This is a genomic window from Streptomyces sp. NPDC001204 (genome assembly GCF_053598035.1).
In genome coordinates, this window is record NZ_JBSFJL010000020.1 from 54371 (window position 1) to 77745 (window position 23375).

Annotated in this window: 25 protein-coding genes and 1 pseudogene; 14 read left to right on the top strand and 12 right to left on the bottom strand. The window is 71.2% G+C overall.

Annotated elements, in window-relative coordinates; all coding sequences use genetic code 11:
- Positions 1–87: 87 nt before the first annotated feature.
- The gene (locus ACWC91_RS25590; protein WP_225077157.1) at positions 88–1068 is read right to left on the bottom strand and encodes a helix-turn-helix transcriptional regulator; all 981 of its coding nucleotides are present in this window, start codon (positions 1066–1068) and stop codon (positions 88–90) included.
- A 153-nt stretch (positions 1069–1221) separates the two neighbouring features.
- Here ACWC91_RS25590 and ACWC91_RS25595 point away from each other — a divergent pair.
- The 4 genes and pseudogenes from ACWC91_RS25595 to ACWC91_RS25610 all read left to right on the top strand — a co-directional run.
- Positions 1222–1350 (top strand): annotated as a pseudogene (locus ACWC91_RS25595) (maleylpyruvate isomerase N-terminal domain-containing protein); the annotation flags it as partial.
- Positions 1351–1478: 128 nt separating this feature from the next.
- Positions 1479–2141 (top strand): class I SAM-dependent methyltransferase, encoded by a 663-nt coding sequence (locus tag ACWC91_RS25600; RefSeq protein ID WP_450640477.1) that lies wholly within the window; start codon positions 1479–1481, stop codon positions 2139–2141.
- A gap of 170 nt (positions 2142–2311) precedes the next feature.
- Positions 2312–2938, top strand: coding sequence for a hypothetical protein (locus ACWC91_RS25605; protein WP_450640475.1), 627 nt, complete (start codon positions 2312–2314; stop codon positions 2936–2938).
- Positions 2939–3104: 166 nt separating this feature from the next.
- Complete coding sequence (locus tag ACWC91_RS25610) at positions 3105–4010, top strand: universal stress protein (RefSeq protein ID WP_225077154.1); 906 nt, start codon at positions 3105–3107, stop codon at positions 4008–4010.
- Positions 4011–4031: 21 nt separating this feature from the next.
- On the opposite strand, the gene ACWC91_RS25615 is transcribed toward ACWC91_RS25610, so the two are convergent.
- Positions 4032–4544 carry an HIT family protein gene (locus ACWC91_RS25615; protein WP_225077153.1) on the bottom strand — a complete coding sequence of 171 codons (513 nt, stop codon included), beginning with the start codon at positions 4542–4544 and terminating at the stop codon, positions 4032–4034.
- Positions 4545–4629: 85 nt separating this feature from the next.
- On the opposite strand from ACWC91_RS25615, the gene ACWC91_RS25620 reads away from it, so the two are divergent.
- Positions 4630–5268, top strand: coding sequence for a class I SAM-dependent methyltransferase (locus ACWC91_RS25620; RefSeq protein WP_450640473.1), 639 nt, complete (start codon positions 4630–4632; stop codon positions 5266–5268).
- A 91-nt stretch (positions 5269–5359) separates the two neighbouring features.
- A complete protein-coding gene (locus tag ACWC91_RS25625) occupies positions 5360–5797 on the top strand; it encodes a glutaredoxin domain-containing protein (RefSeq protein WP_141367476.1) in 438 nt (145 codons plus the stop codon).
- A gap of 189 nt (positions 5798–5986) precedes the next feature.
- Here ACWC91_RS25625 and ACWC91_RS25630 read toward each other — a convergent pair whose 3' ends face one another.
- Together ACWC91_RS25630 and ACWC91_RS25635 are read right to left on the bottom strand one after the other, a co-directional pair.
- Positions 5987–6223: a hypothetical protein gene (locus ACWC91_RS25630; protein WP_450726054.1), complete on the bottom strand. Its 237-nt coding sequence runs from the start codon at positions 6221–6223 to the stop codon at positions 5987–5989.
- Positions 6190–6492, bottom strand: coding sequence for a hypothetical protein (locus ACWC91_RS25635; RefSeq protein ID WP_450640469.1), 303 nt, complete (start codon positions 6490–6492; stop codon positions 6190–6192). Before ACWC91_RS25635 ends, ACWC91_RS25630 begins: the two co-directional genes overlap by 34 nt.
- A 188-nt stretch (positions 6493–6680) precedes the next feature.
- On the opposite strand from ACWC91_RS25635, the gene ACWC91_RS25640 reads away from it, so the two are divergent.
- From ACWC91_RS25640 to ACWC91_RS25650, 3 genes are all read left to right on the top strand, one after another.
- On the top strand, positions 6681–7583 hold the full coding sequence (locus ACWC91_RS25640) for a universal stress protein (RefSeq protein ID WP_450640468.1): 903 nt from the start codon (positions 6681–6683) through the stop codon (positions 7581–7583).
- Positions 7584–8024: 441 nt separating this feature from the next.
- Positions 8025–8687: a response regulator transcription factor gene (locus tag ACWC91_RS25645; RefSeq protein WP_141367480.1), complete on the top strand. Its 663-nt coding sequence runs from the start codon at positions 8025–8027 to the stop codon at positions 8685–8687.
- Entirely contained in the window at positions 8684–10051 is a 1368-nt protein-coding gene (locus tag ACWC91_RS25650) for a sensor histidine kinase (protein ID WP_225077148.1), read from the top strand. The genes ACWC91_RS25645 and ACWC91_RS25650 overlap by 4 nt, the downstream gene beginning before the upstream one ends.
- Here ACWC91_RS25650 and ACWC91_RS25655 read toward each other — a convergent pair.
- The 3 genes from ACWC91_RS25655 to ACWC91_RS25665 form a co-directional block, all read right to left on the bottom strand.
- Positions 10032–10940 (bottom strand): COG4705 family protein, encoded by a 909-nt coding sequence (locus tag ACWC91_RS25655; protein WP_225077147.1) that lies wholly within the window; start codon positions 10938–10940, stop codon positions 10032–10034. The two genes, ACWC91_RS25650 and ACWC91_RS25655, sit on opposite strands and share 20 nt — an antisense overlap.
- A gap of 149 nt (positions 10941–11089) precedes the next feature.
- A complete protein-coding gene (locus ACWC91_RS25660) occupies positions 11090–11917 on the bottom strand; it encodes a COG4705 family protein (protein ID WP_225077146.1) in 828 nt (275 codons plus the stop codon).
- Positions 11918–12016: 99 nt separating this feature from the next.
- A complete protein-coding gene (locus ACWC91_RS25665) occupies positions 12017–12730 on the bottom strand; it encodes a TetR family transcriptional regulator (protein WP_374113961.1) in 714 nt (237 codons plus the stop codon).
- 128 nt (positions 12731–12858) lie between these two features.
- On the opposite strand from ACWC91_RS25665, the gene ACWC91_RS25670 reads away from it, so the two are divergent.
- Both ACWC91_RS25670 and ACWC91_RS25675 read left to right on the top strand, forming a co-directional pair.
- On the top strand, positions 12859–13644 hold the full coding sequence (locus tag ACWC91_RS25670) for an SDR family NAD(P)-dependent oxidoreductase (protein WP_281154846.1): 786 nt from the start codon (positions 12859–12861) through the stop codon (positions 13642–13644).
- 195 nt (positions 13645–13839) lie between these two features.
- A complete protein-coding gene (locus ACWC91_RS25675) occupies positions 13840–14604 on the top strand; it encodes a glucose 1-dehydrogenase (protein WP_225077143.1) in 765 nt (254 codons plus the stop codon).
- Between the two features lie 64 nt (positions 14605–14668).
- Here ACWC91_RS25675 and ACWC91_RS25680 read toward each other — a convergent pair whose 3' ends face one another.
- A complete protein-coding gene (locus ACWC91_RS25680) occupies positions 14669–15538 on the bottom strand; it encodes an AraC family transcriptional regulator (protein ID WP_225077142.1) in 870 nt (289 codons plus the stop codon).
- A 225-nt stretch (positions 15539–15763) separates the two neighbouring features.
- Here ACWC91_RS25680 and ACWC91_RS25685 point away from each other — a divergent pair, with 225 nt between their 5' ends.
- The 3 genes from ACWC91_RS25685 to ACWC91_RS25695 all read left to right on the top strand — a co-directional run bounded on the left by ACWC91_RS25685 (position 15764) and on the right by ACWC91_RS25695 (position 19455).
- Positions 15764–16693 (top strand): sigma-70 family RNA polymerase sigma factor, encoded by a 930-nt coding sequence (locus ACWC91_RS25685; RefSeq protein ID WP_450640465.1) that lies wholly within the window; start codon positions 15764–15766, stop codon positions 16691–16693.
- An 86-nt stretch (positions 16694–16779) separates the two neighbouring features.
- Positions 16780–18279: an MFS transporter gene (locus ACWC91_RS25690; protein WP_450640464.1), complete on the top strand. Its 1500-nt coding sequence runs from the start codon at positions 16780–16782 to the stop codon at positions 18277–18279.
- A gap of 192 nt (positions 18280–18471) precedes the next feature.
- A complete protein-coding gene (locus ACWC91_RS25695) occupies positions 18472–19455 on the top strand; it encodes a phosphotransferase family protein (protein ID WP_225077139.1) in 984 nt (327 codons plus the stop codon).
- 26 nt (positions 19456–19481) lie between these two features.
- Here the strand turns inward: ACWC91_RS25695 and ACWC91_RS25700 are convergent, their stop codons facing one another.
- The 4 genes from ACWC91_RS25700 to ACWC91_RS25715 form a co-directional block, all read right to left on the bottom strand.
- Positions 19482–19931, bottom strand: a complete 450-nt coding sequence (locus ACWC91_RS25700) for a DUF523 domain-containing protein (protein WP_225077138.1) — start codon at positions 19929–19931, stop codon at positions 19482–19484.
- Between the two features lie 9 nt (positions 19932–19940).
- Positions 19941–21179: an MFS transporter gene (locus ACWC91_RS25705; protein WP_450640462.1), complete on the bottom strand. Its 1239-nt coding sequence runs from the start codon at positions 21177–21179 to the stop codon at positions 19941–19943.
- A gap of 199 nt (positions 21180–21378) precedes the next feature.
- Positions 21379–22173, bottom strand: coding sequence for an SDR family oxidoreductase (locus tag ACWC91_RS25710; RefSeq protein WP_225077136.1), 795 nt, complete (start codon positions 22171–22173; stop codon positions 21379–21381).
- A gap of 198 nt (positions 22174–22371) precedes the next feature.
- Positions 22372–23286, bottom strand: coding sequence for a LysR family transcriptional regulator (locus tag ACWC91_RS25715; protein WP_225077135.1), 915 nt, complete (start codon positions 23284–23286; stop codon positions 22372–22374).
- Positions 23287–23375 lie beyond the last annotated feature (89 nt).

A 23375-nucleotide genomic window follows, 5' to 3' on the forward strand; every position in this document is an offset into this window, starting at 1 on the left:
AGCGGCTGAAGCCCCGCGCGGGGCGGGCAGGATCGGACACCGGCCCGCCCCGCGCGCCACGTGCACGGCTCCGACAGGGGGCGTGGTTCACAGCCAGCCGCGGCGGCTGGCCTGGACACCGAGCTGGAACCGGGTCTTGGCGCCGAGCATCTCCTGGAGGCGGGCGATGCGCCGGGCGACGGTCCGCTCACTCACCCCCAGCTCACGGGCGATCGACTCGTCGGTCAGCCCGGCACTGAGGTAACTCAGGAGCTGGCGGCTCTCGTTCATCGGACTGGCCTCGCTCCCGACGACCTCACCGGCCGGCGGGAGTGGAACGGCTATCCGCCAGTACGACTCGAAGACGCCGGTCAACCCGTCCAGCAGACCCGACGGCTGGACGACGACGCTGTGGTGTCCGGTGCGGTCCGGCGCGGTGACGGACACCACGGCGAAGCGGTCGTCGCAGACCAGGAGGTTCAGTGCGACGTCGGGGAAGACCCGTGCCTGCTCCCCGTGGTCGACACATGTGTGCGCCACCTCCATTGCCTTGGGGTCCTGGAGGATGTTGGCGCTGTACACCACCCGGTAGGCGATCCCGCGGTCCAGTGCGTCCAACGTTCCGGGTCCGACCTCGGGCACCCGATCGCCTCCGCCCACCGGCCCTATCGACAGGGCGCGCACCTCCGCCAACGCCTCGCTGTGAACCCGCTGTTGAACCGCCTCGGGTCTGCCGGAGGTGTCGACGACCTCGACATAGCTCGAACCCGCGGTGTGGTCGAGCCAGAACCGCGACAGCACCGTCGCGCTGTCGTAGGCGATCCGGGCCTCGCGGGCGCGTCGCTCGGCGACGGCCTCCAGCATCGCGCGAGGCGGCTGGGCGGTCAGCCTGTCGCGCGTGCGCGAGACCAGACCGATGTCGCCGAGTTCGGCCACCGCGTACTGGAGGCTTTCGAGAGGCGACCCGACCAGCGGCGGCCGCTCGGTGAGCTCGATCAAGTTCTGCGGACCCTGTTCCACGAGCACGAGATAGACGGCCTCCGCCGTCGCGGAGAGCCCCAGAGCCTGCAACGGACGCAGTTCGCGCATGTGTCCCCCAACCCCGGCGGCGCTGAACGCACCGCCCACTGACTCCATTCGTACGGTGACTGTCCGATTACAGAAGATCGCCAGACTAGCAGCACGTGATCATGCGGATACCGGTCGTCCTGTCCGTCGTTTCCGGCCCGGCCGGCTCACCCCTGGAGCGTCGCGGAGACACCGCCGACCGGCGACGACCCGCTCGACGCGCTGATCGTCCGGCCGGCCGCCGCGTACGAGGAGCCGTGGCCGCTGAAGTTCCACCTCGACCAGGGACGCGTCGCTGGTCGGCGCCGGACGGCGGGCTCCGAGCGACGCGGAGAAGCCCGAACCGGGCCAACTGGCCGCGGGACTGACGCTCGTCCTCGGGTGGCGGCATGGGATTACCGGCGAGGGGGATCGTCTGTATGGTCGGGGCCATGGCCGCCGATGACGACGCTCTTCTCGCCGAACAGATGGCCTATTACAGGGCCGGTGCGGCCCAGTACGACAGGCCCTACGTGGAACGCGAGGAACTGCGGGAGTTGCTGTCCGCCGCCGATGGGCTTCCGGTTGCCGGAGACGTGCTGGAACTGGCGTGCGGAACGGGCCAGTGGACCTCGGTGCTCGCAGCACGGGCGCGGTCGGTGACGGCTGTCGACGCGGCGGCCGAGGTACTGGCCGTCGCCCGGACGCGAGCCGCGTCCGACAACATCCGGTTCGTTCGGGCCGATCTGTTCGAATGGCGGCCGCTGCGACGCTACGACACGGTGTTCTTCGCCTTCTGGTTGTCCCATGTCCCGCCGACGCGGTTGCCCGACTTCTGGAACTTCGTCGCGGCCGCGCTCGCGCCGGGCGGCAGAGCGATCTTCATCGACGACGGCCCGGCTGGGGCTGCCGAGGAGGAGGTCCTCACGGATCACTCGGTCCCCGCGGCGACGCGCCGGCTCGACGACGGCAGCAGGTACCGCGTCGTGAAGGTGTTCCACGACGCCCGAACCCTCGAGAACGACCTCATCGCGCTGGGCTGGTCGGTTCGCATCCGGACCGTCGCCGCGAATTTCATCGGGATCGCGGAACCGCCGGCCGTCAAGCCGTCGTAACCAAACGGTCCCACGCGGGGCTTTCGTGACGTGCTCGGCCAACTGGCCCTGCGAGAAGGGACCTTCAGCCCAACTGTCGTGGCCTTTCGGCATCCGGCGGTGCGCGGCGTCCGCGACAAGAGTGAGGAGCGTAAGGACAAGGACCGGACACTCGCGAAGGGATCACCACCATGGCCGTGGACGAGCAGTCGCACCGGAGCCCGGGCATCCATCTGCCGGCCTTCCGCCGCAACCGGACCGCCTCCGCGTCCGCCGCGTCGGCACAGCTCGACACGCATACCGCCGCTCAGGCGTACACCCTCGCATCCCTGCGCATCCTGACCGGTTTCGTCTTCCTGTGGGCGTTCCTCGACAAGGTCTTCGGCCTCGGTTACGCGACCGCGTCCGGCAAGGGCTGGATCGACGGCGGATCGCCGACGAAGGGGTTCCTCAGCTCCGTCGCCGTCGGGCCGATGGAGTCGACGTTCCACTCGTGGGCCGGCCAGACGTGGGCGGACTGGCTGTTCATGCTGGGCCTGCTCGCCATCGGCGTGGCCGTCATGACCGGTGTGGCGCTGCGGCCGGCTGCCGTGGCGGGCACGGCGATGATGGCGCTGATGTGGATCGCCGAGTGGCCACCGGCGAGGCATCTGTCGAACGGAGCCCCGAGCATGTCGACGAACCCGTTCGCCGACTACCACCTGATCTACGCCGTCGCCCTGGTCGCCGTGGCGGCAGCGGGCGCGGGCGCGACCTGGGGCCTGGGCCGTCTGTGGGCGCGGCTGCTGATCGTCCGCGATCACACCTGGCTGCGCTGAAATACCCACGGCGCGACCGCACCACAACGCGACCACCCCACACCGCGACGGTCCCGCAACGCGGGGGCCGTCGCGCCAGGCCCCGCACGGATCTGAGGCTCCGCTGAAGGACCGCGGCCCCCTGCCTCGCAGAACTCCCTGAACACGACACTGGAAGGTGGAGATCATGCCCCGCACCATCACCGTGGGTCTCGACGGCTCGCCCGAGAGCCGCGCCGCCGCCGAGTGGGCGGCCCGTGAGGCGCGACTGCGCGGACTGCCGGTGAAGCTCCTCCAGGTCTGGGAGCCGGTGCCGGAGCCCATGGCCCTGGCGCAACTGCTGGGCGCCGACACCCACCGGCACTGGACCGAGAGGGTGCTGCGCGAGGCCGCCGAAGAACTCCGGTCGCGCCATCCCGGCGTCGAGGTGACCACGGCACACGTCACAGGAAAGCCCGCCGAGGCACTCGCCCGCGCGGCGCGGGACGCCGAACTGCTCGTCCTCGGCTCGCGCGGCCTGGGCGGGGTCCGCGGCTTCCTGGTCGGCTCGGTCGGGCTCGCCGCGGTGGCGTCCACCGAGCGGCCCGTCGTCCTGGTCCGCGCCGGCGAGCGGACCACTACCGAGCCCGACTCGGACGAGGCAGGCAAGCCGTCCACCGCGGCCGCCGCCCGCCCCGTCGTCCTCGGGCTCGACGCCGCCGGCCCCGACGAGGCGCTGCTCGCGTTCGCCTTCGACGCCGCCGCGCGCCGGAACGTGCCGCTGCGCGTCGTGCACGGCTGGAACCCGCCGCCCTACTACGCCTACGGCATGGGCCTGGAACCCGCGGTCGAGCGGGAGATGGCGAAGGCCGACGCCGCCGCCGTGACCGAGGTGCTGCGCCCCTGGCGGCAGAAGTTCCCCGGTGTGGAGGTCGTCGAGCAGCCCCACTTCGGCAGCCCGTCGCTCCTCCTGATCGAGGCCTCCCACGAGGCATCCCTGGTCGTCGTCGGCCGGCGCATCCGCCGGGCCACCTTCGGCACCCGCCTCGGCCCCGTGACTCACGCGGTCCTGCACCACGCCGCCGCCCCCGTCGCCGTGGTCGCCCACGACTGACGCCCACCCTCGTCGGCGTGGTCAGACGCTTCCGGGTGCCTGCGGCATGCGAAGCACGCCCCGGGCGGCAATGGCCGCCCGGAGGCGCGCGGCCGTTTCGGCCGCCTCCTGCGGGGACACGGGCAGGACCCCGTTCTCGGTCATCAGGGCGTGGAACTGCTGCCGCTCGTAGGGGACACCGGCCGGCAGGGCGGCGATGTGCCAGTGGAGGTGGGCGTTGCCCTTCTGACTGCCGAGGGAGTACAGGTACGTCCGCTCGGACCGGAAGACGCCCTCGACGGCCAGGGCGACCTCGCGGACGACCCGCATGAGCCGAAGGTAGGCCGCCTCGTCCAGGTCGCGGACGACGTGCTCGATGTGCGCCTTCGGCGCGACGAGCACCTTCCCCGGCACGGTGGGCCACCGGTCGAGGAACGCCACGTGGTCCCGGTCCTCGAAGACCGTCTCGTGCCCGTAGCCCGGATCCCCGGCCAGGAACGAGCAGACGAAGCACGGCCCGCTTCGCGCGCGGGTCGTGTAGGCCTCAAGGTTCATGGACTGACGGTCAGTTGACACCTGAACTCCTCTGTGTCGCGATATTCGTTCGCGGTGCATTGCGCTCATGACTAGCGTCTCGTGCGTGGACGCCACAGATCCCAAGGACATCGTCCGGCGCGGGTACGACGTTGTGTCTTTGCGTTACGACGAGGCGTACGGCGCCGAGACGAAGTACCACTCACTGCTCGTTGACCTCTGCGGACGGGTGCCGACCGGTGGAACGGTGCTGGACGTGGGCTGCGGAAGCGGGGTGCCGGTCGCACGCACACTGGCTGCCGCCGGCTACCGGGTTACCGGAATCGACATCAGCGAGGTGCAGATCCGGCGGGCCCGGGAGCAGGTACCCCAGGCGGAGTTCATCCGTGCCGATGCCACGACTGCGTCCTTTGACGCCGCGTCCTTCGACGCCGTCGTCTCCTTCTTCGCCCTGATCCACGTTCCGCTGACCGAGCAGCCACCCCTGCTTCGGAAGATCGCTGAGTGGCTGCGCCCGGGAGGTTGCTTCGTGGCCACCATGGGACACGGCGAATGGACCGGAACCGAGGAGAACTGGCTCGGGGGTGGTGCTCCGATGTGGTGGAGCCACGTGGATGCTGCCACCAACCGTGAGTGGATCACGCAGGCCGGTCTGGTGGTCGAACACGAGGAGTTCATCCCGGAGGGCGATGGGGGGCACGCGTTGTTCCGGGCATACCGTCCCTGGCAGTCAAAGGTGACCTAGCCACGGCCTGTCTGCGCCGCTGCCGATCACCTTCAGGCCGCTGAGGTGACAGCGTCTTCCCGTGTTGGACGTATCGGTAGTCTGCGTCGTCATGACGCGCGCGTGGATTCTGCCGATGTTGTCCTTGCTCTGCGGCTCAGTCGTTGCGACTGAGCTGACCCTCCAGGGGCGTCCTGGCGCAGCCGCAGCACTCCTGTTGGTGTTTGTGCTGCTCGCAGGGGTGAACTCGCCTCTGATCTTCCCACGGTCGATCGGTGCTCTGGAGGCACAGCAGCGCAGCGCGGTCGACGGTCGGCCGATCGTCTTCTGGCGGTCGGGTTGCACGTACTGTCTGCGCCTGCGCCTTCGGTTGGGCCGCAGCGCCCACCAGTTGTACTGGGTCGACATCTGGCGTGACCCGGCCGGAGCGGCAGCGGTGAGAGCGGCCAACGACGGCAATGAGACCGTGCCGACTGTCGTCGTGGCGGGCCGGCCGCACACCAATCCCGATCCTGAATGGGTGCGCCAACAGCTCTCCGCTTCCGCGTGACCGGGCGCGACGATCTCACGGCACGACGGCGACCGGGCACAGGCTCTCGCACAGCAGGGCCTGTACGGCGTCCGGGCTCATACCGGCGCCGCGTCCCACGACGACCAGCGCGGCGCCCTCAGTGATGGGCCAAGGCCTCGGTGGGGCTGAGCGGCAGGACGTCCTCGAGCACCGGTACCCGGGGGTACTTCAGCCGCCATGGCCGCAGCGTGTGGGCCAGGAGTCGTACTCGTGGTCCTCCCAGATGGCGCGGTCCTCCTCGGGAACGGTGAAGGGCAACTCGGCGGCACAGGCGGGCAGTTCCCAGGCATGCACGGCGTGCAGCCGCACATCCCGTAGCCGGGCGGCGTCGAAGGCGAAGCCGACGGCCCGCTCCACCGGGTGACGGGCGTTCAGCCCAAGGGCGACGTGGGAGGGGTGGTGCACCGGAACCGCGAGGGGGTGCGATCGTCCGGAACCAGCACCACCGGGCAGGCGGAGGTCGCCACAAGCGCGATCTGTGCCGGGCCGGCGGTGTCGTCCTGCTCCGTGGACAGGCCCAGCACGAGCACCGCCGCGGCGCTCAGGCCGTCGGGCGGTGAGCCGTACACCACCTCGAGCGGCAGACCGCGCAGCGACGCCTCGCGCGTCGCCCAGCCGACGGCCGCACGACCGCGGCCCGTCCCGTTCGCGCGGGCGACGATGACACGGTTCATGGCGATCCGCCTCTCGGGGGCAGGAGCAACCCGGCCTCACGCCACCCATCATGGCGCCCCCTTCAGGTCCGGCTCAGGGGCCGAATGGGCCTGCGGGAGTCCTTGCAGCCCATATCCACCGAGTGATCGTGGGAAGACACTGACAGTAACGAGCAGACCGAGCAGACCGAGTTCAGGAGGTGCGCACCATGCTGTCGCCCGTCATCGTCGGAGTGGACGGATCTGCCGAGAGTCTGGCCGCCGTCGAGTGGGCCGCCCGTGAGGCGGTGCGTCGCGACCGACCGCTGCGAATGGTGCATGCCAGGAACTGGACCCGTAGGCAGACGGAGAGCGAACCCGCGAACGCCGCGCAGCGGCAACTGGCGCGTCGCACCTTGCGGCAGGCCGAGGAGCACATCCGTGGCTCCGTACCCGACGTGCGCCTCACCGACGAGCAGGTCGAAGGCCCGGCGACCGCGGCCTTGCTGAAGGCCACCGAGCAGGCCGAACTGCTGGTGCTGGGCTCACGAGGCCTCAGCGGCTTCACGGGAGTCCTCGTCGGCTCGGTCGCCCAGGGGGTGGTCGCCATGGCCCCGCGCCCCGTGGTGCTCGTACGGGCGGGGGAGGAGGCCGAGGACGAGCACTTCCCGGCCGACGACGGCAGCCCGTCCACCGGCACCGGCTTCCGCGACGTGGTGCTCGGCATCGACCTCGCCGATGCCTGCGACGAGGTGATCGAGTTCGCGTTCGAGGCGGCCCGCCTCCGGCACGCCCGGCTGCGTGTCGTGTACGCCTGGCAGCCGCCTTCCGCGATCAGCCTCGGCCCTGGGGACATCGGTCTGATCAACGATCCCGCGCAGGCCGAGGAATGGCGGGACTTCCTGTCCGCGCTGCTGAGGGTGTGGCGTGACAAGTACCGCGACACCGAGGTCCTGGAGACCGTTGTGGAGGGCAAGGCCTCCACGGTGCTGGTGCGGGCCGCCTCCGCGGCCAGCCTCCTCGTCGTCGGCCGCCGCCTGTCCGAGCGGCCGACGGTTCCGCGCATCGGCCCCGTCACCCACGCCGCCGTCCATCACGTCCGTTGCCCGCTGGCCGTCGTACCCCACGAGTGAGAACTGCCGCTGCCGGCGGTGGCCGATCACCTTCGCCGGGCGTGTGCCGCCCGGCGGCGGCGCGGGAGGCGCAGCCCGCCGGGGTGAAGATCGCCGCAGGTGTCGCAGTCCTCGGCAGGCTCGGCGCGCTGATCGCCGTCGCCGTCATCAAGTGACTCTGACCGGCCGACGGGCCAGGCCCCGCGGGCGACGCTCCCGACCGGCCGGCTAGCAAGACGCTCCCGACCAGCCGGGCGGTCCGCCCCGGGCCCTGCCCCGCTTCCTCGACACCCGCGACCGGCGCCGTCACGACGTCGACGCGCTCCGTGACCACCGGTGGCCCCCAGCAGCCTTGCCGCCCTTTCGTCGTCTACAGTGCGGTAGACCGTCTACGAGGTTGTAGTCGGCCGTGGCGCGTGCCAGGCCGACCACGAGGAAAAGGGCACCGGAGAACGGAGGAGCATGCGCCGCAAGATCCTGGTCGTCGAAGACGACCACGCCCTGCGCGACGTCCTGCGCCGCAGCCTGTCCGACGAGGACTTCGACCCCGTCTGCGCCGCCGACGGCGCCACCGCCCTGCGCCTGGTCTCGGAGGATGTCTGCGCCGCCGTCCTCGACATCGGGCTGCCCGACGCGGACGGCCGGGACGTGTGCCAGGCGATGCGCGCCAACGGGTTCCGCGCCCCGATCGTCTTCCTCACCGCCCGCCACCAGCTCACCGACCGGCTGGCCGGGTTCTCCGCCGGAGGCGACGACTACCTGCCCAAACCGTTCCACCTCGCCGAGCTGGTCGCCCGCCTGCGCGCGGCCCTCAAACGCGCCGGGCCGCCGCCTCCCGCCACGGCCGGAGAGCTGGTCCTGGACGCGGTCGAGCACAGCGTGACCGTGCGCGGCGCCGACGTCGCCATGTCCCCGACCGAGTTCCGCCTGCTGGCCGCCCTGGTCGCCGCGGGCGGAAGCATCGTCCGCCGTCGTGACCTGGTCCGGGCGGCCTGGCCGGCGGGCGCACAGGTCAGCGACAACACCCTGGACCAGTACCTGACCCGGTTGCGGCGCAAGCTGCGGACGGCCGGCAGCGGCCTGACCATCGGTACGGCCCGCGGGATCGGACACCGGCTGTCATGAAACGGCTGCTGGGCCGTCTGGCTCCGCGCACGCTGCGCGGCCGGCTCTCGCTCGTGGCCCTGACCACCGCCGCGCTCCTGATGACCGTCTTGACCGTGGCCTTCAACGCCGCGACGAGCCGGCACCTCCAGCACCAGGCGGACGACGAGCTGCGGACCCGGGCCGCCGCAGTCGCCACGACCGTCGACACCAGTGGCCCCCGGGTACGCGTCGTGGAAACCGCCAACGACCAGCTGCTCGACACGAACGTGTGGATCTACGCCGGGACACGGCTGCTCGAACAGCCGCCCGCCACCACGGCCCACAGCACCCTGACCAGAGCCGCCGTACACCTCGCGGCCGTGGGAAGGCGCGCCTGCGCGACCGTCCCCGCCGAGAACGTCCGGCTGTGCTCCCAGCCCGTACCCGGCCGCCACGCCGCCGCCATTGTGGTCACCGCACTGAACCTCGCCCCCTACCGAAGTTCGGCCGACACCCTGCTACTGGCGTCACTGACCCTGGACGCCGTCATGCTCGCGTGCACCTACGCGCTGACGCGCCTGGCCGTCGGCAGAGCGCTGCGTCCGGTGCGTACGATGACCGACCAGGCCACCCAGTGGAGCGCCGTGGCCTCCGACGACCGCTTCGGCGTCGTGGAGCGGCCCGCCGAACTCGCCCGGCTCGGTGCCTCGCTGGACGCGCTGCTGGACCGCATACGGGCGGTGCTGCGCCACGAGCGACAGCTCACCGCAGAGCTGTCCCACGAACTGCGCACCCCGCTCAGCCGCATCATCATCGAGCTCGACTGGTGGCGGTCCCGGCCGCGCTCGGCCGCCGAGACCCGAGCCACCCATGAGGTGATGGACGAGGCTGCGCAGTCCATGCGCACCATCTGCGACACCCTGCTGAACGAGGCCCGCGAAAACGCCATGGATCCCTCGGAGGTCCCCGGCACCGTGGACGTCGTGTCCGTTCTGCGCGGCCTGATCCAGCAGCTCGGAACGCCGGCGGGCGTGAGGGCCACCGTCGAGTCGGCCGATCCGGACCCGACGGCGGGGATCGCACCCGCCCTGCTGGAGCGGATCGTCAGTCCGCTGCTGGCCAATGCCGCTCGGTACGCGCACTCCAGCGTGACCGTCGTCGTGCGTCGCGGACCCGCGGCCGTACGCATCGACGTCATCGACGACGGCGCCGGCGTACCCGCCGCCTTCGTGGCCGAGCTCTTCCAGCCCGGACGGCGCGCCGACCGTGCCGACGGGCACGACGGCGCGGGACTGGGACTGCCGCTGGCCCGGCGCCTCGCGCGTGCCGTCGGCGGCGAGGTGTCCCACGACCCCGAACACGTGCCCGGGGCGCGGTTCACGGTCAGCGTGCCGACCGGCTGACCGTTTCCGCCCCGGTCGCCGAGGCGGTGGTCCTGCGCTCGCGCACCTGGGCGCAGGCCATCAGGCCGAACAGGATCGCCAGCAGCACCGCCGACGAACCCGCCGTGCCCAGGTCCAGACCGCCCTTGGCGACCGGCTTGGTGAGGAAGTCCCCCGCGGTGGCGCCCAGCGGGCGGGTGAGGACGAACGCGATCCAGAACAGAAGCACGTTCGGCACCGCGGGCACCTTCATCAGCGCCACCAGGACGGCCAGGGCGCCGGTGACGAGCAGCGCGCCACCGGCGTAGCCGAGCCCGGAGCTGTCCGAGAGGAAGTCGCCCATCGAGGTGCCGAGCGTGTTGGAGACGAGGATCGCCGACCAGAACAACGCCTCACCCCGAAAGGTGACGATGTCGCGGATCTGGAACGTCATTCCGGACAGCTTCCAGACGGCGAAGATGACCAGCAGGAGGGAGATGAGGATCGCCGCGCCCGCCGGGTATCCGAGTCCGAGGCCCTGCGGCCCCCAGCCGAGCGACGTGGCACCGCCCGAAAGGTACTTCGCGCTGGCGTCGCGGTTCATGAAGTCGGACATCGTGGTGCCGGCCATGCTGGTCGACAGGATCACGGTCCAGTAGAAGAACGGGTTGTAGCGGCGTGATCCCAGCTGGACGACCAGGGTCACCACGAAGACCAGGAACAGGGCGATCGTGGTGAGGAAGTAGCCCAGCTTCAGGGTCTGCGCGAAGAGGTCCCCGGCCGTCTCCCCCAGGGTGGTCGCCGCGATCTTCATGATCCAGAACGCGAGGGTGACCTCGGGCAGTTTCTTCATCACCGACTTCGCCGTACCGGCCGCCGGGCGGTGCGTGCCCGCGACGTCGAGGTCGGTGAGGACTTCGGGTCGCTCCATCGTCCGTGCTCCTGTCCGTCCCACAGCGGGGCGCCCGTGCCGGAGGGACGAGCGCCTTGTCAGGGTGAGCCGGCCGCGAGGAAACGGCCGGCTCACCCACGATGGCAGGAACATCATGAAAACAACCTGAACGCCCCGCTCTGCCGCTTTCAGGACGTCATCTGTCGCGCATTCCGCTCCGGATCGATCACGTCCCTGCGCGTCGCCGACAGGTAGACCACCAGACCGAGGATCACCATCAGGAAGAGCGCGCTGGTCACGACGGTGCCCAGCCCGAGACCGCCGTCCGCGCTCGGCTGGGAGAGATAGTCGCCGATCGAGGCACCCAGCGGACGGGTCAGGATGTAGGCGATCCAGAAACTCCACACGGCGTTCAGGCCGAGCGCGAAGTGAGCCACGGCAACCGCGGCGATCGCGAGGGCGAACAGCGCGGCGGAGAGCCAGTAGCCGAGGTTCATCCGCTCCGAGACGAGGTCGCCGGCGGCGGTGCCGAGGGCGAAGGTGAAGAGCACGGCCAGCCAGTAGAAGGACTCACGGCTCATGGTGTCGACGTGGTGGATGGACAGCGTCCGCTCACGTCGGTACCAGACGGCGAACACGACCGCGAGGGCGACGGCGAACACCGTGGTGCTCGTCGCCAGCGGCACTCCCATGTTGTCGGTGAGGTTGTCGCTGATCAACGTGCCGACGACGCTGATCAGGGCCACGGCGAGCCAGTACACGCCCGCGCGGTAGGCGCGGGTGCGGAACTGCGCCACGAGCACCACGGCCAGCAGGGCGCTCATCAGAACCGACACTCCGGTGAGACCGAGGCCGGCCTTCTCGTTCAGCAGGTCCGCCGCGGTCTCACCGACCGTCGTGCACAGCACCTTGATGATCCAGAAGTAGACGGTGACTTCGGGCACCTTGTTCCAGCGTATCCGGTGGCCGAGGCCGACCGCCGGTGCCGCAGTGGTTTCGGAGGCTTCGTAGGTCATGTGGCCAGACCGTGCCACCGATTCCCTGAACGCTTCCTTTACGCGTCGCCCGGGGCTTTCGGGCGTGGCCTGTTTCACCGCCGACCACGCGCGATCTCGTTACCGAGCGCCCTGGTCCCCCGACCCGTTACCGGGCGCCTCGTCCCCCGACCCCAACGATCCTGCCGTGTGGCCGAATTGGCGCAGGCACCGGACCGCGAGGTCGGCGGGGGAGCCGGGTCCCTCGACTCCGGCCTCCGTGCCCGCCCATGTCTCCAGGGCGATCCGGATCGCGTCGGTGGCGGCGGCCGCGGTGAGCCGTACCTCCAAGTCCTCGGCGTGCCCGCCCGAGAGCCGCGCGATCACCGGGACGAGCCGCTCCTCGGATTCCTGGTTGACCCGGTACCAGACCGCTCGCAGCGCGGGGTCCTCGGCCGCGGCCCGCAGGAGCCCGCGTGTGCGCAGCAGTGCCTGGGTGGCCTCCTCGTCCGGCGGGAGCAGCGCCTGCTCGACGGCGGACCTCAGCGCACGGGGGAGTGGCGTCCCCGGCTCCGTGGCCTCGAGGAGCGCCCGCCAGCGGTCGCCTCCGTTCGCGAGCAGCGGGCTCACGGCGTCTTCCTTGGAGCGGAAATACCGGTAGAAGGTCCGCAGCGCGATCCCCGCGCGCCGAGCGATCTCCTCGGCCGTCGTGCCCTGCGGGCCTCGCGTGGCGAACAGCTCCATCGCCGCGTGCGCGATCTCGAGCTGCGTGGCGGCCTTGCGGCGCTCGGTCAAGGAGGGGGAGGCATGAGTGCTCACCGCACAAGGATACGGTCCGCGGCATGTTTTTGGCATGCATTGACGTAGTGGCAAAACGTGCCACCTAGGCGTAACGTGTAAGGCGATCGAGGACGCCGAAGGCGAGCAGGAGCCGGCGTCACAGGGCCCCGGCCGGACACCCGCGGGGCCGGTTTGGAGAACAGATGAACCGCTACGAAGGCCGTCGAGTCCTGATCACCGGTGGTGGCTCGGGCATCGGTCAGGCCACCGTGCTGCGCATCCTCGCGGAGGGCGGCGCCGTCGTGGCCGCGGACGTCAGCGAGCGAGGTCTGAACGACACCGTCGAGAAGGCCGGCGCCCACGCGGACCGCCTCACGACGCTCGTCATCGACATATCCGACGAGGCCTCGGTACGTGCCGGGGTCGCCGCCGCCGTCACCGCGCTCGGCGGTCTGGACGTGCTGGTCAACGCGGCCGGGATCCTGCGCTCCTCGCACACCCACGAGACGAGCCTGGAGGACTTCACCCGCATCCTCCAGGTCAACCTCGTCGGCACCTTCCTCATGATCCGCGAGTCCATCCCGGCGCTGCTGGAGGGCCGGGGCGCGGCGGTCGTCAACTTCAGTTCGACCTCCGCCATGTTCGCGCACCCCTACATGGCCGCGTATGCGGCGAGCAAGGGTGGCATCCAGTCCATGACGCACGCGCTGGCCAGCGAGTACGCGAAGCAGGGCATCCGCTTCACCGCCGTCCAGCCCGGTTCCATCTCCTCCGGTATGACCGACGGCAGCGGCGCCAGCAAGCAGAGCACGGGTCCGGGGCTGCCCGAGGATGCCGACATGAGCCTGTTCATGAAGCTCTCCCCGGCGCTCGGCCAGGGTTTCGCCGGTCCGGAGACGGTGGCGTCCGTGGTCGCGATGCTCGGCTCCGACGACGGCAGCTTCATCACCGGCACCGAGGTCCGCATCGACGGCGGCACCCACTTCTGAGGACGGCCCGGCGGCGGCTCGGGGCCGCGACCAAGGACGTACGGCTGCGGGCCGGGGCCGCGACCGAGGACGTACGGCTGCGGCACCCGAGGACGGCGCCGTCCGCCGCCGATCCCGGGTGCCGCGGCCCCTTCCGCCGCGGCCCCTTTCACCGACGCCCACACCGCACGGATGACAACAACGAAGGAGCGCACCATGAACGACCTGGCCGGCAAGAGCGTGATCATCACCGGCGGAGCCCGCGGCCTCGGGGCCGAAGCGGCCCGTCAGGCGATCGCGGCCGGAGCCAATGTGGTGATCACCGATGTGCTGGACGACGAAGGCAGGGCCACCGCCGCCGAACTCGGTGCCAACGCCCGCTTCCTGCACCACGACGTCACCTCCGAGGAGGGCTGGCAGCAGGTCGCCGACTTCACGGTCGCCGAGTTCGGCGGGATCCACGGCCTCGTCAACAACGCCGGAATCTCGACCGGACAGCTCCTCGAGGCCGAGTCCGTGGAGCACTTCCGCAAGGTGCTCGACATCAACCTCACCGGTGTCTTCATCGGCATGAAGACCGTGATCCCCGCGATGAAGGAGAACGGCGGCGGTTCGATCGTCAACATCTCCTCCGCCGCGGGTCTCATGGGCCTCGCGCTGACGGCCGGCTACGGCGCCTCCAAGTGGGGGGTGCGGGGACTGACGAAGATCGGCGCGGTGGAACTGGGCACGGCCCGCATCCGGGTGAACTCGGTGCACCCCGGCATGACCTACACCCCGATGACCGCATCCGTCGGCATCGAGCCGGGTGAGGGCAAGTACCCGAACACGCCCATGGGCCGGGTCGGCGAGCCGTCCGAGATCGCGGGCGCCGTGGTGTTCCTGCTCTCGGACGCCGCGTCCTACGTCACGGGCGCGGAGCTGGCGGTGGACGGCGGCTGGACCACCGGACCGACCGTCAAGTACGTCATGGGGCAGTGAGGACCACTGCCGGCGAGGCGTAACACTCCATGGTGCGGCCGCCGCCCGTGGTACGGGAGATCCGTCACGCGGGTTCGACGGGCAGCCACAGCTCGCAGGTCGCGGTGCTGAAGTCGTCCGCGCGCTCGAGGACCGTGACGATCGAGGGACCTGGCCGCAGACGCCACGGGTTGGAGGGAAACCACTCGGTCGCGGTCGCGGCCCAGGTCGTCTGGAGCGTCCGCGGATACGGTCCGGAGCTGCGGAAGATCGCCCACCTGCCGGCCGGTACCTCGATGGCGTCGAGGTCGTCGGGGGCCGGCGTGTCCCGGGAGACGGCGACCCCGTGCAGGTAGGTCAGTTCGCTGCCCTCCGCGCCGTCGGGGGCCATATCGTCGCAGACTTGGAGCAGGCCCTCCGGTTCGGTCCCGCTGAGGGCCTTCAGCCGGAGATGCTCCTGCGGCGGCAGTGCGGTGATGTGCTGCTGGATGTGCGGGTTGACGCCCCGGTGGATGAGCGGGACCCGGGCGGCGTGTCCGACCAGCCGGAACGCGGGGCGGTCGACGAGGCGGGTGTCCATGGGGATGTTCCCTTCGACGGTCAGGCGGAACCTGAGTTGCGGTTGAGCGCGCAGGGGGCCTCCTTCGCGGCGCACGTCACGGGGGGTGGCGCCGTGGACCGCCCGGAACGCGCGTCCGAACGCCTCGGTCGATCCGTATCCGTGCCGGACGGCGATGCTCAGCAGATCGTCCTCGCCCCGGACGACGTCGGCGGCGGCGACGGTCATACGGCGCCGGCGCACGTACTCCGACAGCGGCATGCCGGCCAACGACGAGAACATCCGGCGCAGGTGGTACTCGGTCGTGCCGAGTGTCCTGGCCAGTCCGTGGACGTCGAGCTCCTCGGCGAGGTGCTCCTCGACGAGATCGGCAAGCCGGTTCAGTGCTGAGATCACGGGACCTCCTTTCGACATCAACCCTGGCAGAGGCACCCCGGCCGCATCCGACCGCTGCGATCCGGTCCGATCGGGCGCCGGGACCGGAGCGAGGCTGACGCACACTCATGCCGCCGGGCGGGCACGGCCGTCCCGGGCACGTCACAGTTTCCGGTCCTCGGGCGTCACATGGGTGGGCTCCGGCCCGTCAGACATCCGAGGCACCCGTGGGGAGAGAGTGACCCGATGCACGAACACGATTGGCTGGCCGCCCGATTCGAGACCGACCGCTCCCGCCTGCGCGCGGTGGCGTACCGGATGCTCGGCTCGTCGGCCGAGGCGGACGACGCCGTCCAGGAGACCTGGCTCCGGGCCAGCCGCTCGGACGCGACCGCGGTGGAGAACATGAGCGGCTGGCTGACCACCATCGTGGCCCGCGTGTCGTTGAACATGCTCCAGTCCCGCAAGTCGCGCCGCGAGGAACTGGTGGACGCCCCCGAGACCGGCGGCTCGCCCCGCCCGGACACCCCGGTCGACCCGGAACGGGAGGCGCTGCTCGCCGAGTCGGTCGGCACCGCCATGCTCCTCATCCTCGACACGCTCACGCCCGCCGAGCGGCTGGCGTTCGTGCTGCACGACATGTTCGCGGTGCCCTTCGAGGAGATCGCGCCGATCGTGGACCGTACCCCGGCCGCCGCCCGCCAACTGGCCAGCCGTGCCCGCCGCCGCATCCAGCGGCAGGGCGTCGACCCGGGCACAACGGGCACAGGCCCGAAGGCCGGGCCGGCACAGGACGAGAACGCCGGCACCTACCAGTCCGGCAAGGCCGATCTCATCCGCGCCTTCCTCACCGCCTCCCGCGAGGGCGACTTCGAGGCGCTGCTGGCCATGCTCGCCCCGGACATCGTGGTCCGCTCCGACCGGACGGTCGTACGGATGGGCGCGGCCACGGGGCGGGACGCGGCAGCGGAGATCCGCGGCTCCGACGCCGTCGCCCGCGCCTTCGCCAAGCTCTCCTGGGACCCGGTGCCCGCCCTCGTCGACGGCTCCGCCGCACTGGCCTACGCCCCGGACGGCGTGCCGCGGGCCGTGTACCGCTTCGGCGTCGCCGACGACCTGATCACCGGCATCGACGTCCGGGCCGACCTCACCGGCCTCGACATCGTTCTGTGCTGAACCGCCGAGGTCCGTCACATCCGGCGGCCGCGGCCTGTCATACGGACTGAGCCTGAATTCCTCCCCATGCGAGTAGGAGACACCTCATGTCCACACCCAGCGCCGTGCCTGCGGCCGGGGACTCACGGCGGTGGATGGTCCTCGCCGTCATCTGCACCGCCTACCTCATGCTGCCCCTCGACGCCACGGTGATGAACCTGGCGCTGCCGTCGGCGCAGACCTCGCTGCACTTCTCGGACGCGGACAAGCAGTGGGTCGTGACGGCGTACGCGCTGAGCTACGGCAGTCTGCTGCTGTTCAGCGGCCGGCTGGCCGACCTCATCGGGCGCAAGGAGACGTTCGTCGCCGGCCTGGCCGGCTTCGCGGCCGCCTCCGCGGTCGGCGGCGCCGCCGGCAGTTTCGGCATGCTGGTGGCCGCCCGCGCCTGCCAGGGCGTCTTCGCCGCGTTGCTGGCGCCCACCGCCCTGTCGCTGCTGGCCACCACGTTCACCGACCCCAAGGAGCGCGGCAAGGCGTTCGGTGTCTTCAGCGCGGTCGCGGCCAGCGGCGGCGGCCTGGGCCTGCTCATCGGCGGCGCGCTGACCTCCGCCCTGAACTGGCGCTGGTGCATGTACGTCAACCTGGTCTTCGCCGCCTTCTCGCTGATCGTCGGCTCCTCGCTGCTCACCCGGCAGCCGCGCACGGGCACCCGGATGGACGTCCCCGGCGTCGTCGTGGTGTCCGGCGGCATGCTCTGCCTGGTCTACGGCTTCTCCAACGCGGCGACGCACAGCTGGCACACCCCCTCGACCTGGGGCTTCCTCGTGGCCGGCGGTGTGCTGGTGATGCTGTTCTCCTTCTGGCAGCGCCGCGCCCAGCACCCGCTGCTGCCCCCGCGGGTCGTGCTCGACCGCAACCGCGGCGGCTCCTACATCGCCGCACTGGTCATCGGAGCCGGCATGTTCGGCGTGCTGCTCTTCCTCATCTACTACATGCAGTCCGACCTGGGATACTCGGCGATCAAGTCGGGTCTCGCCCTGCTGCCGATGGTGGCCGTCACGGCCGTGGCGAGCAATGTGGGCAACATCCGGCTGATGCCGCGCTTCGGCCCGCGGCCGCTGGTCTCCACCGGCATGCTGATCAACGCCGGCGGTATGGCCTGGCTGACCCGTATCGGGCCGGACTCCCACTACGTCCCGACGCTCCTCGGGCCGACCATGGTGATCGGGCTCGCCATGGGCATGATCTTCGCCGCCGTGCTGCGCACCGGCACCTCCGGGGTGCTGCCGCAGGACGCGGGCATCGCCTCGGCCGCCATCAACACCGGCCAGCAACTCGGCGGAGCCATCGGCACCGCGCTGCTCAACACGATCGCGGCCGGCGCCACCACCGACTACCTGACCGGTCATGCCCGGGGGAAGCCGGGGCCGGCGCTGCTCCACCTGGCGACGATCCACGGCTACACCCGCGTGTTCTGGTGGTGCGCCGGCATCTTCGCCTTCGGCGCCGTCCTCAGCGGCGCGTTGCTGCGCAGCGGCCCACTGCCGGTGCCCGGACCACCCACCAGCCCCAAGCCGACCAGCGAGCCGGAGAAGGTGCGCTCCTGACGTTCCCCGACGGGCACTCCTGACGCACGCCCCGACGCGCCTTCCGGCCGCGGCGCGCCGACGGAACAACCGAGGAGGAGGGCCGGGCCGCCCGGTCCTCCTCCCACATCACCGGAGGCACGGGCGGCCGTCCGGGAGCCGGAAATAGTCCACCCATCCTGCGTTCGTCGACGAAATCGGTAGCCTGCCGCCATGGTTACGGGTGAGGGGGCCGAGCCCAGCGGTGCCGATCTTGACGACCAGGACTGGGGTGCGACGCGCGCCTGGGTGGAGAAGGGGCTGTCCGAGGCCGAACGCATCGAAGGAGTCACGCGGTTGCGTGGCGGCTGGACGTCGCGGATGCGCCGTCTCGACATCTGTGGGCCGGGTGGTCGGCGCTCGCTGGTGCTGCGGTCGTTCGTCAGGCCCTTCTTCGTTCGGCACGCGGAGGGCCTGCTGACCCGCGAGGCGGCCGTTCTGCGCCTGCTCGGCGGCACGGATGTGCCCGCGGCCAGGCCGGTGGCCGTCGACGCGACAGCGCGGTACTGCGATCACCCCTCCTTGCTGATGACCCTGTTGCCCGGGACCGTACGCCTGGCCGACGAGGGGGCCGATCGGCGTGCCGAATTGCTGGCCCGCCAGTTGCTGCGCATCCACCGGCTGCCGGTGACCGCCGAGGCACGGCCTCGCACCTATCAGGCGTGGACCGCTCCCGAGAGAGTGAGCCCGCCCGAAGGCACCGATCGGCCTGAACTCTGGCAACGGGCCGTGGACGTGATCCGCCGAGAGCCCCCGGCGTACCGGGCCTGCTTCCTGCACCGGGACTTCCACCCCGGCAACGTCCTCTTCACGGGCGACGGCGACGGTCTGCGGATCAGTGGCGTCGTCGACTGGGTGGAGACCTCCTGGGGGCCGGCCGACCTGGACGTGGCCCACTGCTCGACGGCCCTCGCTCTGCTGCACGGGGTGGCCGCGGGCATGGACTTCGCCGACCGCTACCTTGCGGCGGGCGGGACACCGGCCGAAGACCGCGCCGCCCATCTCTACTGGCGGATGCTGGACGCCCTGGCCTTCGCCCCGGACGCCGAGAAGGTCGCCGTCCCCTGGCGGGAGACGGGCCGTGCCGATCTGACGCCCGCCCTGCTGACCAGGCGGCTGGAGGAATATCTCCAGGCCCTTTTCGACCGCTATACGTGAAGCCGGAAGACGTCTCCCAGGAGACTTCACACTCCTGGCGCAGGCCGTACGGCGATCCCGTTCCGCTCCAGCAGCGCCGCCGTGACCCCGTCTCCAGGCATCAACTCCCCGGTGAACGAACCGTCGTAGACCACACCGCGTCCGCACGAGGGACTGCGCGGCATCAACAGAGCCTCGGTGCAGCCGGCGCTGCGCGCCGCCGCCAGGGCGCGTCGTGCTCCGTGCACGAATTCCGCCGTCACGTCACGCCCGGTGTCGTCGACGACCCGAGCCGTCCCGTCGAGCACGTCGTACCCGTCGCCGCCCACCAGTTCCGCTGGCCGCCGCGGGGTCACGAGCCCGCCCGCGACCTCCGGGCAGAAGGAGACGACCTCGCGCCCGGTCACTGCCGCCTCGACCTCCGAGGACCCCTTGTGACGCCCGTCGAACCGGCACGGCACCCCACGCAGGCACGCGCTGACCAGGATTGCTTCCACGCGGCCAGGCTAACCGCGAGCGGCCCCCGAAGCCCGAGCGCTGGGCCACTCGGAGGGCTTCGATCGCTCCGATTCGGCAAGGAGGGCGGCGAGGCCCGCGGCAGTGAGGCAGGCGCCGGTCAGGGCGATGCTGTGGAGGCCGGGGGCGGCCTCCAGGAGGTGTCCTCCGAGGAGGGCGCCGCCGGCGATGCCGGCGTTGATGGTGGCGGAGCCCGCCGCGGAAGCGACCTCGACACTGCGGGGAGCCATACGCAGGATGCGGCTCTGCAGGGCGGTGAGCAGGGCTGCCAGAGCCAGGCCGAGCACGGCGACCGCCGTCACCGCGGCCCACGGACGGCTGCCCGCGCCCGCGAGGACCGTCAGGGCCGCGGCCAGGAGCACGACCGTGCCGGTCATCGTGGCCCTGGCGTTGCGGTCGGACAGCGCACCCGACACGCAGGTTCCGGCCAGGCCCGCCAGACCGTTCAGCAGGAGCACCACGCTGATGGTGCCCGGGGACAGGCCGGTGGCCCGGGTGAGGAAGACGGCGACGTACGTGTAGAAGGTGAAGACGCCCGCGACGACCAGCCCGGTGGCCGCCATCAGCAGGACGAAGCGCGAGCGGCTGCGCCGTGGGGCGATGGACACCGGGTCCTGCCCGGCCGGGGCCGAGGGCAGCAGGAGCGCGACAGCCACCCCGGCCACCAGGCCGAGGGCGCTCATGACCAGGAACGGGACCCGCCATTCGGTCCGCTGTCCCAGCCAGGTCCCCGCCGGGACACCGACCGCGCTCGCCAGCGGGATTCCGCTGAACAGTGCCCCGACCACCTTGGCGCGCACCGCTTCGCGGAACATGCTCGTGGCGGTCGGCGCGAGCACCGACAAGAACACCGCATGGGTCAGCGCGATCAGGATCTGCGCCGCCAGCAGGACGCCGTAGCCGGGTGCCAGGGCGGACAGCGAGGTGGCCGCGGCGAAGAGGATCAGCAGGGCGGTGAGCAGGCGGCGACGCGGGAGGCGCCGGGTCGCCCCGGTCAGGGGTACGGCGGTGACGGTGACCACCAGCCCGTAGCCGGTCACCAGCAGTCCGACCGACGATTCCGGCACGTTCAGCCCGGAGGCGATCTGCGGCAGCAGTCCGATCGGCAGGCTCTGCACGCTGCTGTATACGAACAGCGCCAACGTGAGCGCCACCACCGCGGTCACCGCTCGGCGGCGGCCGACCGGCCCGGTCGTCTCGGAGGGGATCACATGGGGACGGTCCTGCATGGGGACACGCCTTTCCAGCATGCCCACCCACCCGGAAGCCGAACTCCCCACGATCCACCGTCACTTGGACGGCGGCTGACGTGCCGAACTGTACGGCCCCCGCCAGGGCAACTCAACGGACCCGCACTGCGGAGGAGAGGCGGAGGCGAACGATGCGACATCCGGCCGTCGCGCCGCATCGGTATCCGCCGCGCGGCGGTCAGTGCTCCTGGGCCGTCGGGCGCACCATGATCTCGTTGACCGCGGCGTGCGCGGGCTGAGTGATCATGAACGTGATGGCGCGGGCGACGTCCTCGGCACGCAGCCAGGATTCCTCCGGCAGGTCACGCGCGGCGAGGCGCCCGCCGCCGGTCGCCATCTCGGTCACGGTCAAACCCGGTTCGATCAGCCCTACCCGCACACCCCTTCCGGTCACTTCCTGGCGCATGGCCTCGCTGAACGCGCACACCGCGTGCTTCGTCGCCGAGTACACGGCGTTGTTCCTTCGCGCCACCCTGCCCGCGACCGAGCTGACGTTCACGAGATCGGCGGTCCCACGCGGCCCGTCCGCCGCCGCCCGCAGCAGATGCGGCAACGCCGACCGTGACATCTGCAGGACGGCGTTGAGGTTGAGGTCGACCATCCGCTCCCACTCCGCCGGGTCACCCTCCTCGACGGGACCCATGGCCACGTAACCGGCGTTGTTCACCAGCACGTCCAACCGCGCGAAGCGGCCGACGGCGTCCTCGACGGCCTGACGTGCCTGCCCCGGATCGCCCAGGTCGGCGGTGAGAACGGCGCACGAGCCGCCCTGGTCACGGATGCTCGTGGCCAGTTCCTCCAGCCGCCCGGTGCGTCGGGCGACGACCGCCACGGCCGCGCCCTGCCGGGCCAGTTGCCAGGCGGTCGCCGCACCGATGCCGCTGGACGCACCGGTCACCAGAGCCGCGCATCCCGACAACGGGGCTTCGGCGTCGGCGCCCGGCAACGTGTCGCTCCGATCCGGAGCCCTCATCGGCCCGCTCTTCGGATCCCTCACGCTCATCACCGCCCTTCAGGGATCGCATCCACCGCCGCGTCCCACCGTGCCCGGCGAGGTGCTGCCTCCTCTCGCAGCTTGCACCAGGCGGTCCGAGACCGCCTCCCGCCGCAGCCGGCCGCGCGTGGGCGATCGGCCTCCCGGCTCCGACTGCGGTCGGCTGTGGCGAAGCGATCACTGACCGTGGTCTCCGGGCCCCTCGGACAGTGCCGCGTCGCGCAGGTGTTCGGTGAGCGCCGCGGTGGCCGCCGACGAGGCGCGGCCCTTGACGCCCCAGGCCAGCAGAAGCTGGCGGCGGGCCCAGGGATCCTGCAGTTCGCACACGGTGAGCGGCCGGCCGGGGTCGATGGCGCGGCGCGGTACGACGGCGAGCCCGACGCCTGCGGCGGCGAGGGCGACGAGGACGCCGAGGTCGGCGACGGTGGTGCGGTAGCGCGCCACCGGAGCGTGCGGCCCGAGGTGCTTCTCGATCCAGCGGCGCAGCGAGGAGCCGGCGTCGAGCCCGACGAGCGGGTGCTCGGCGACCTCGCTGTAGGTCAGCGAGGTCCGGCCGGCAATGATGCCTCCGGCCTGGCCGATCACCACGAGGGAGTCGTCACCGAGGGGCTCCATGCGCAGGCCGCAGTCACGGGCCTCGTCGTCGACGACGACCCCCAGGTCCGCCTCGCCGTCGGCGAGCAGCCGCACCGTTTGCGGCGTGCGGCTCTCGCACACCGTGACGTCGACGTCCGGGTGCGCGCGGAGGAACGAGACCAGGGCCTGGGGAACGAGCCGGTGCATCGCGGATCCGCCCGCCAACAGGGTCAGGGGAGCGGCCGGTGACCGGGTGTAGCTGGCGACGGCGCTTTCGAGCCGCGCGGTCTGGTCCAGCACGTCGCGTGCATGGCGTGCCAGCGTCGTCCCCGCCGGAGTGGGCCGTACGCCTCGTCGCCCGCGGATCAGCAAGGCCACGCCGGCGTGGTGCTCCAGCGAGCGCACCCTGGCGCTGGCCGAAGGAAGGCTCAGGTGCATCCGTTCGGCTCCCGCCGTGATCGACCCCTCGGTCACGATGTGAAGAAAGAGCCGCAGATCGTCCAGGTCATAGCGCACTGCCCCAGCCTAAAGCTCAGCCTTAGGCTCAGCCTAAGGCCCAGGCTTAGGCCGGCTGTGCCGATTACGCATTGTGCACGCACCGGTCG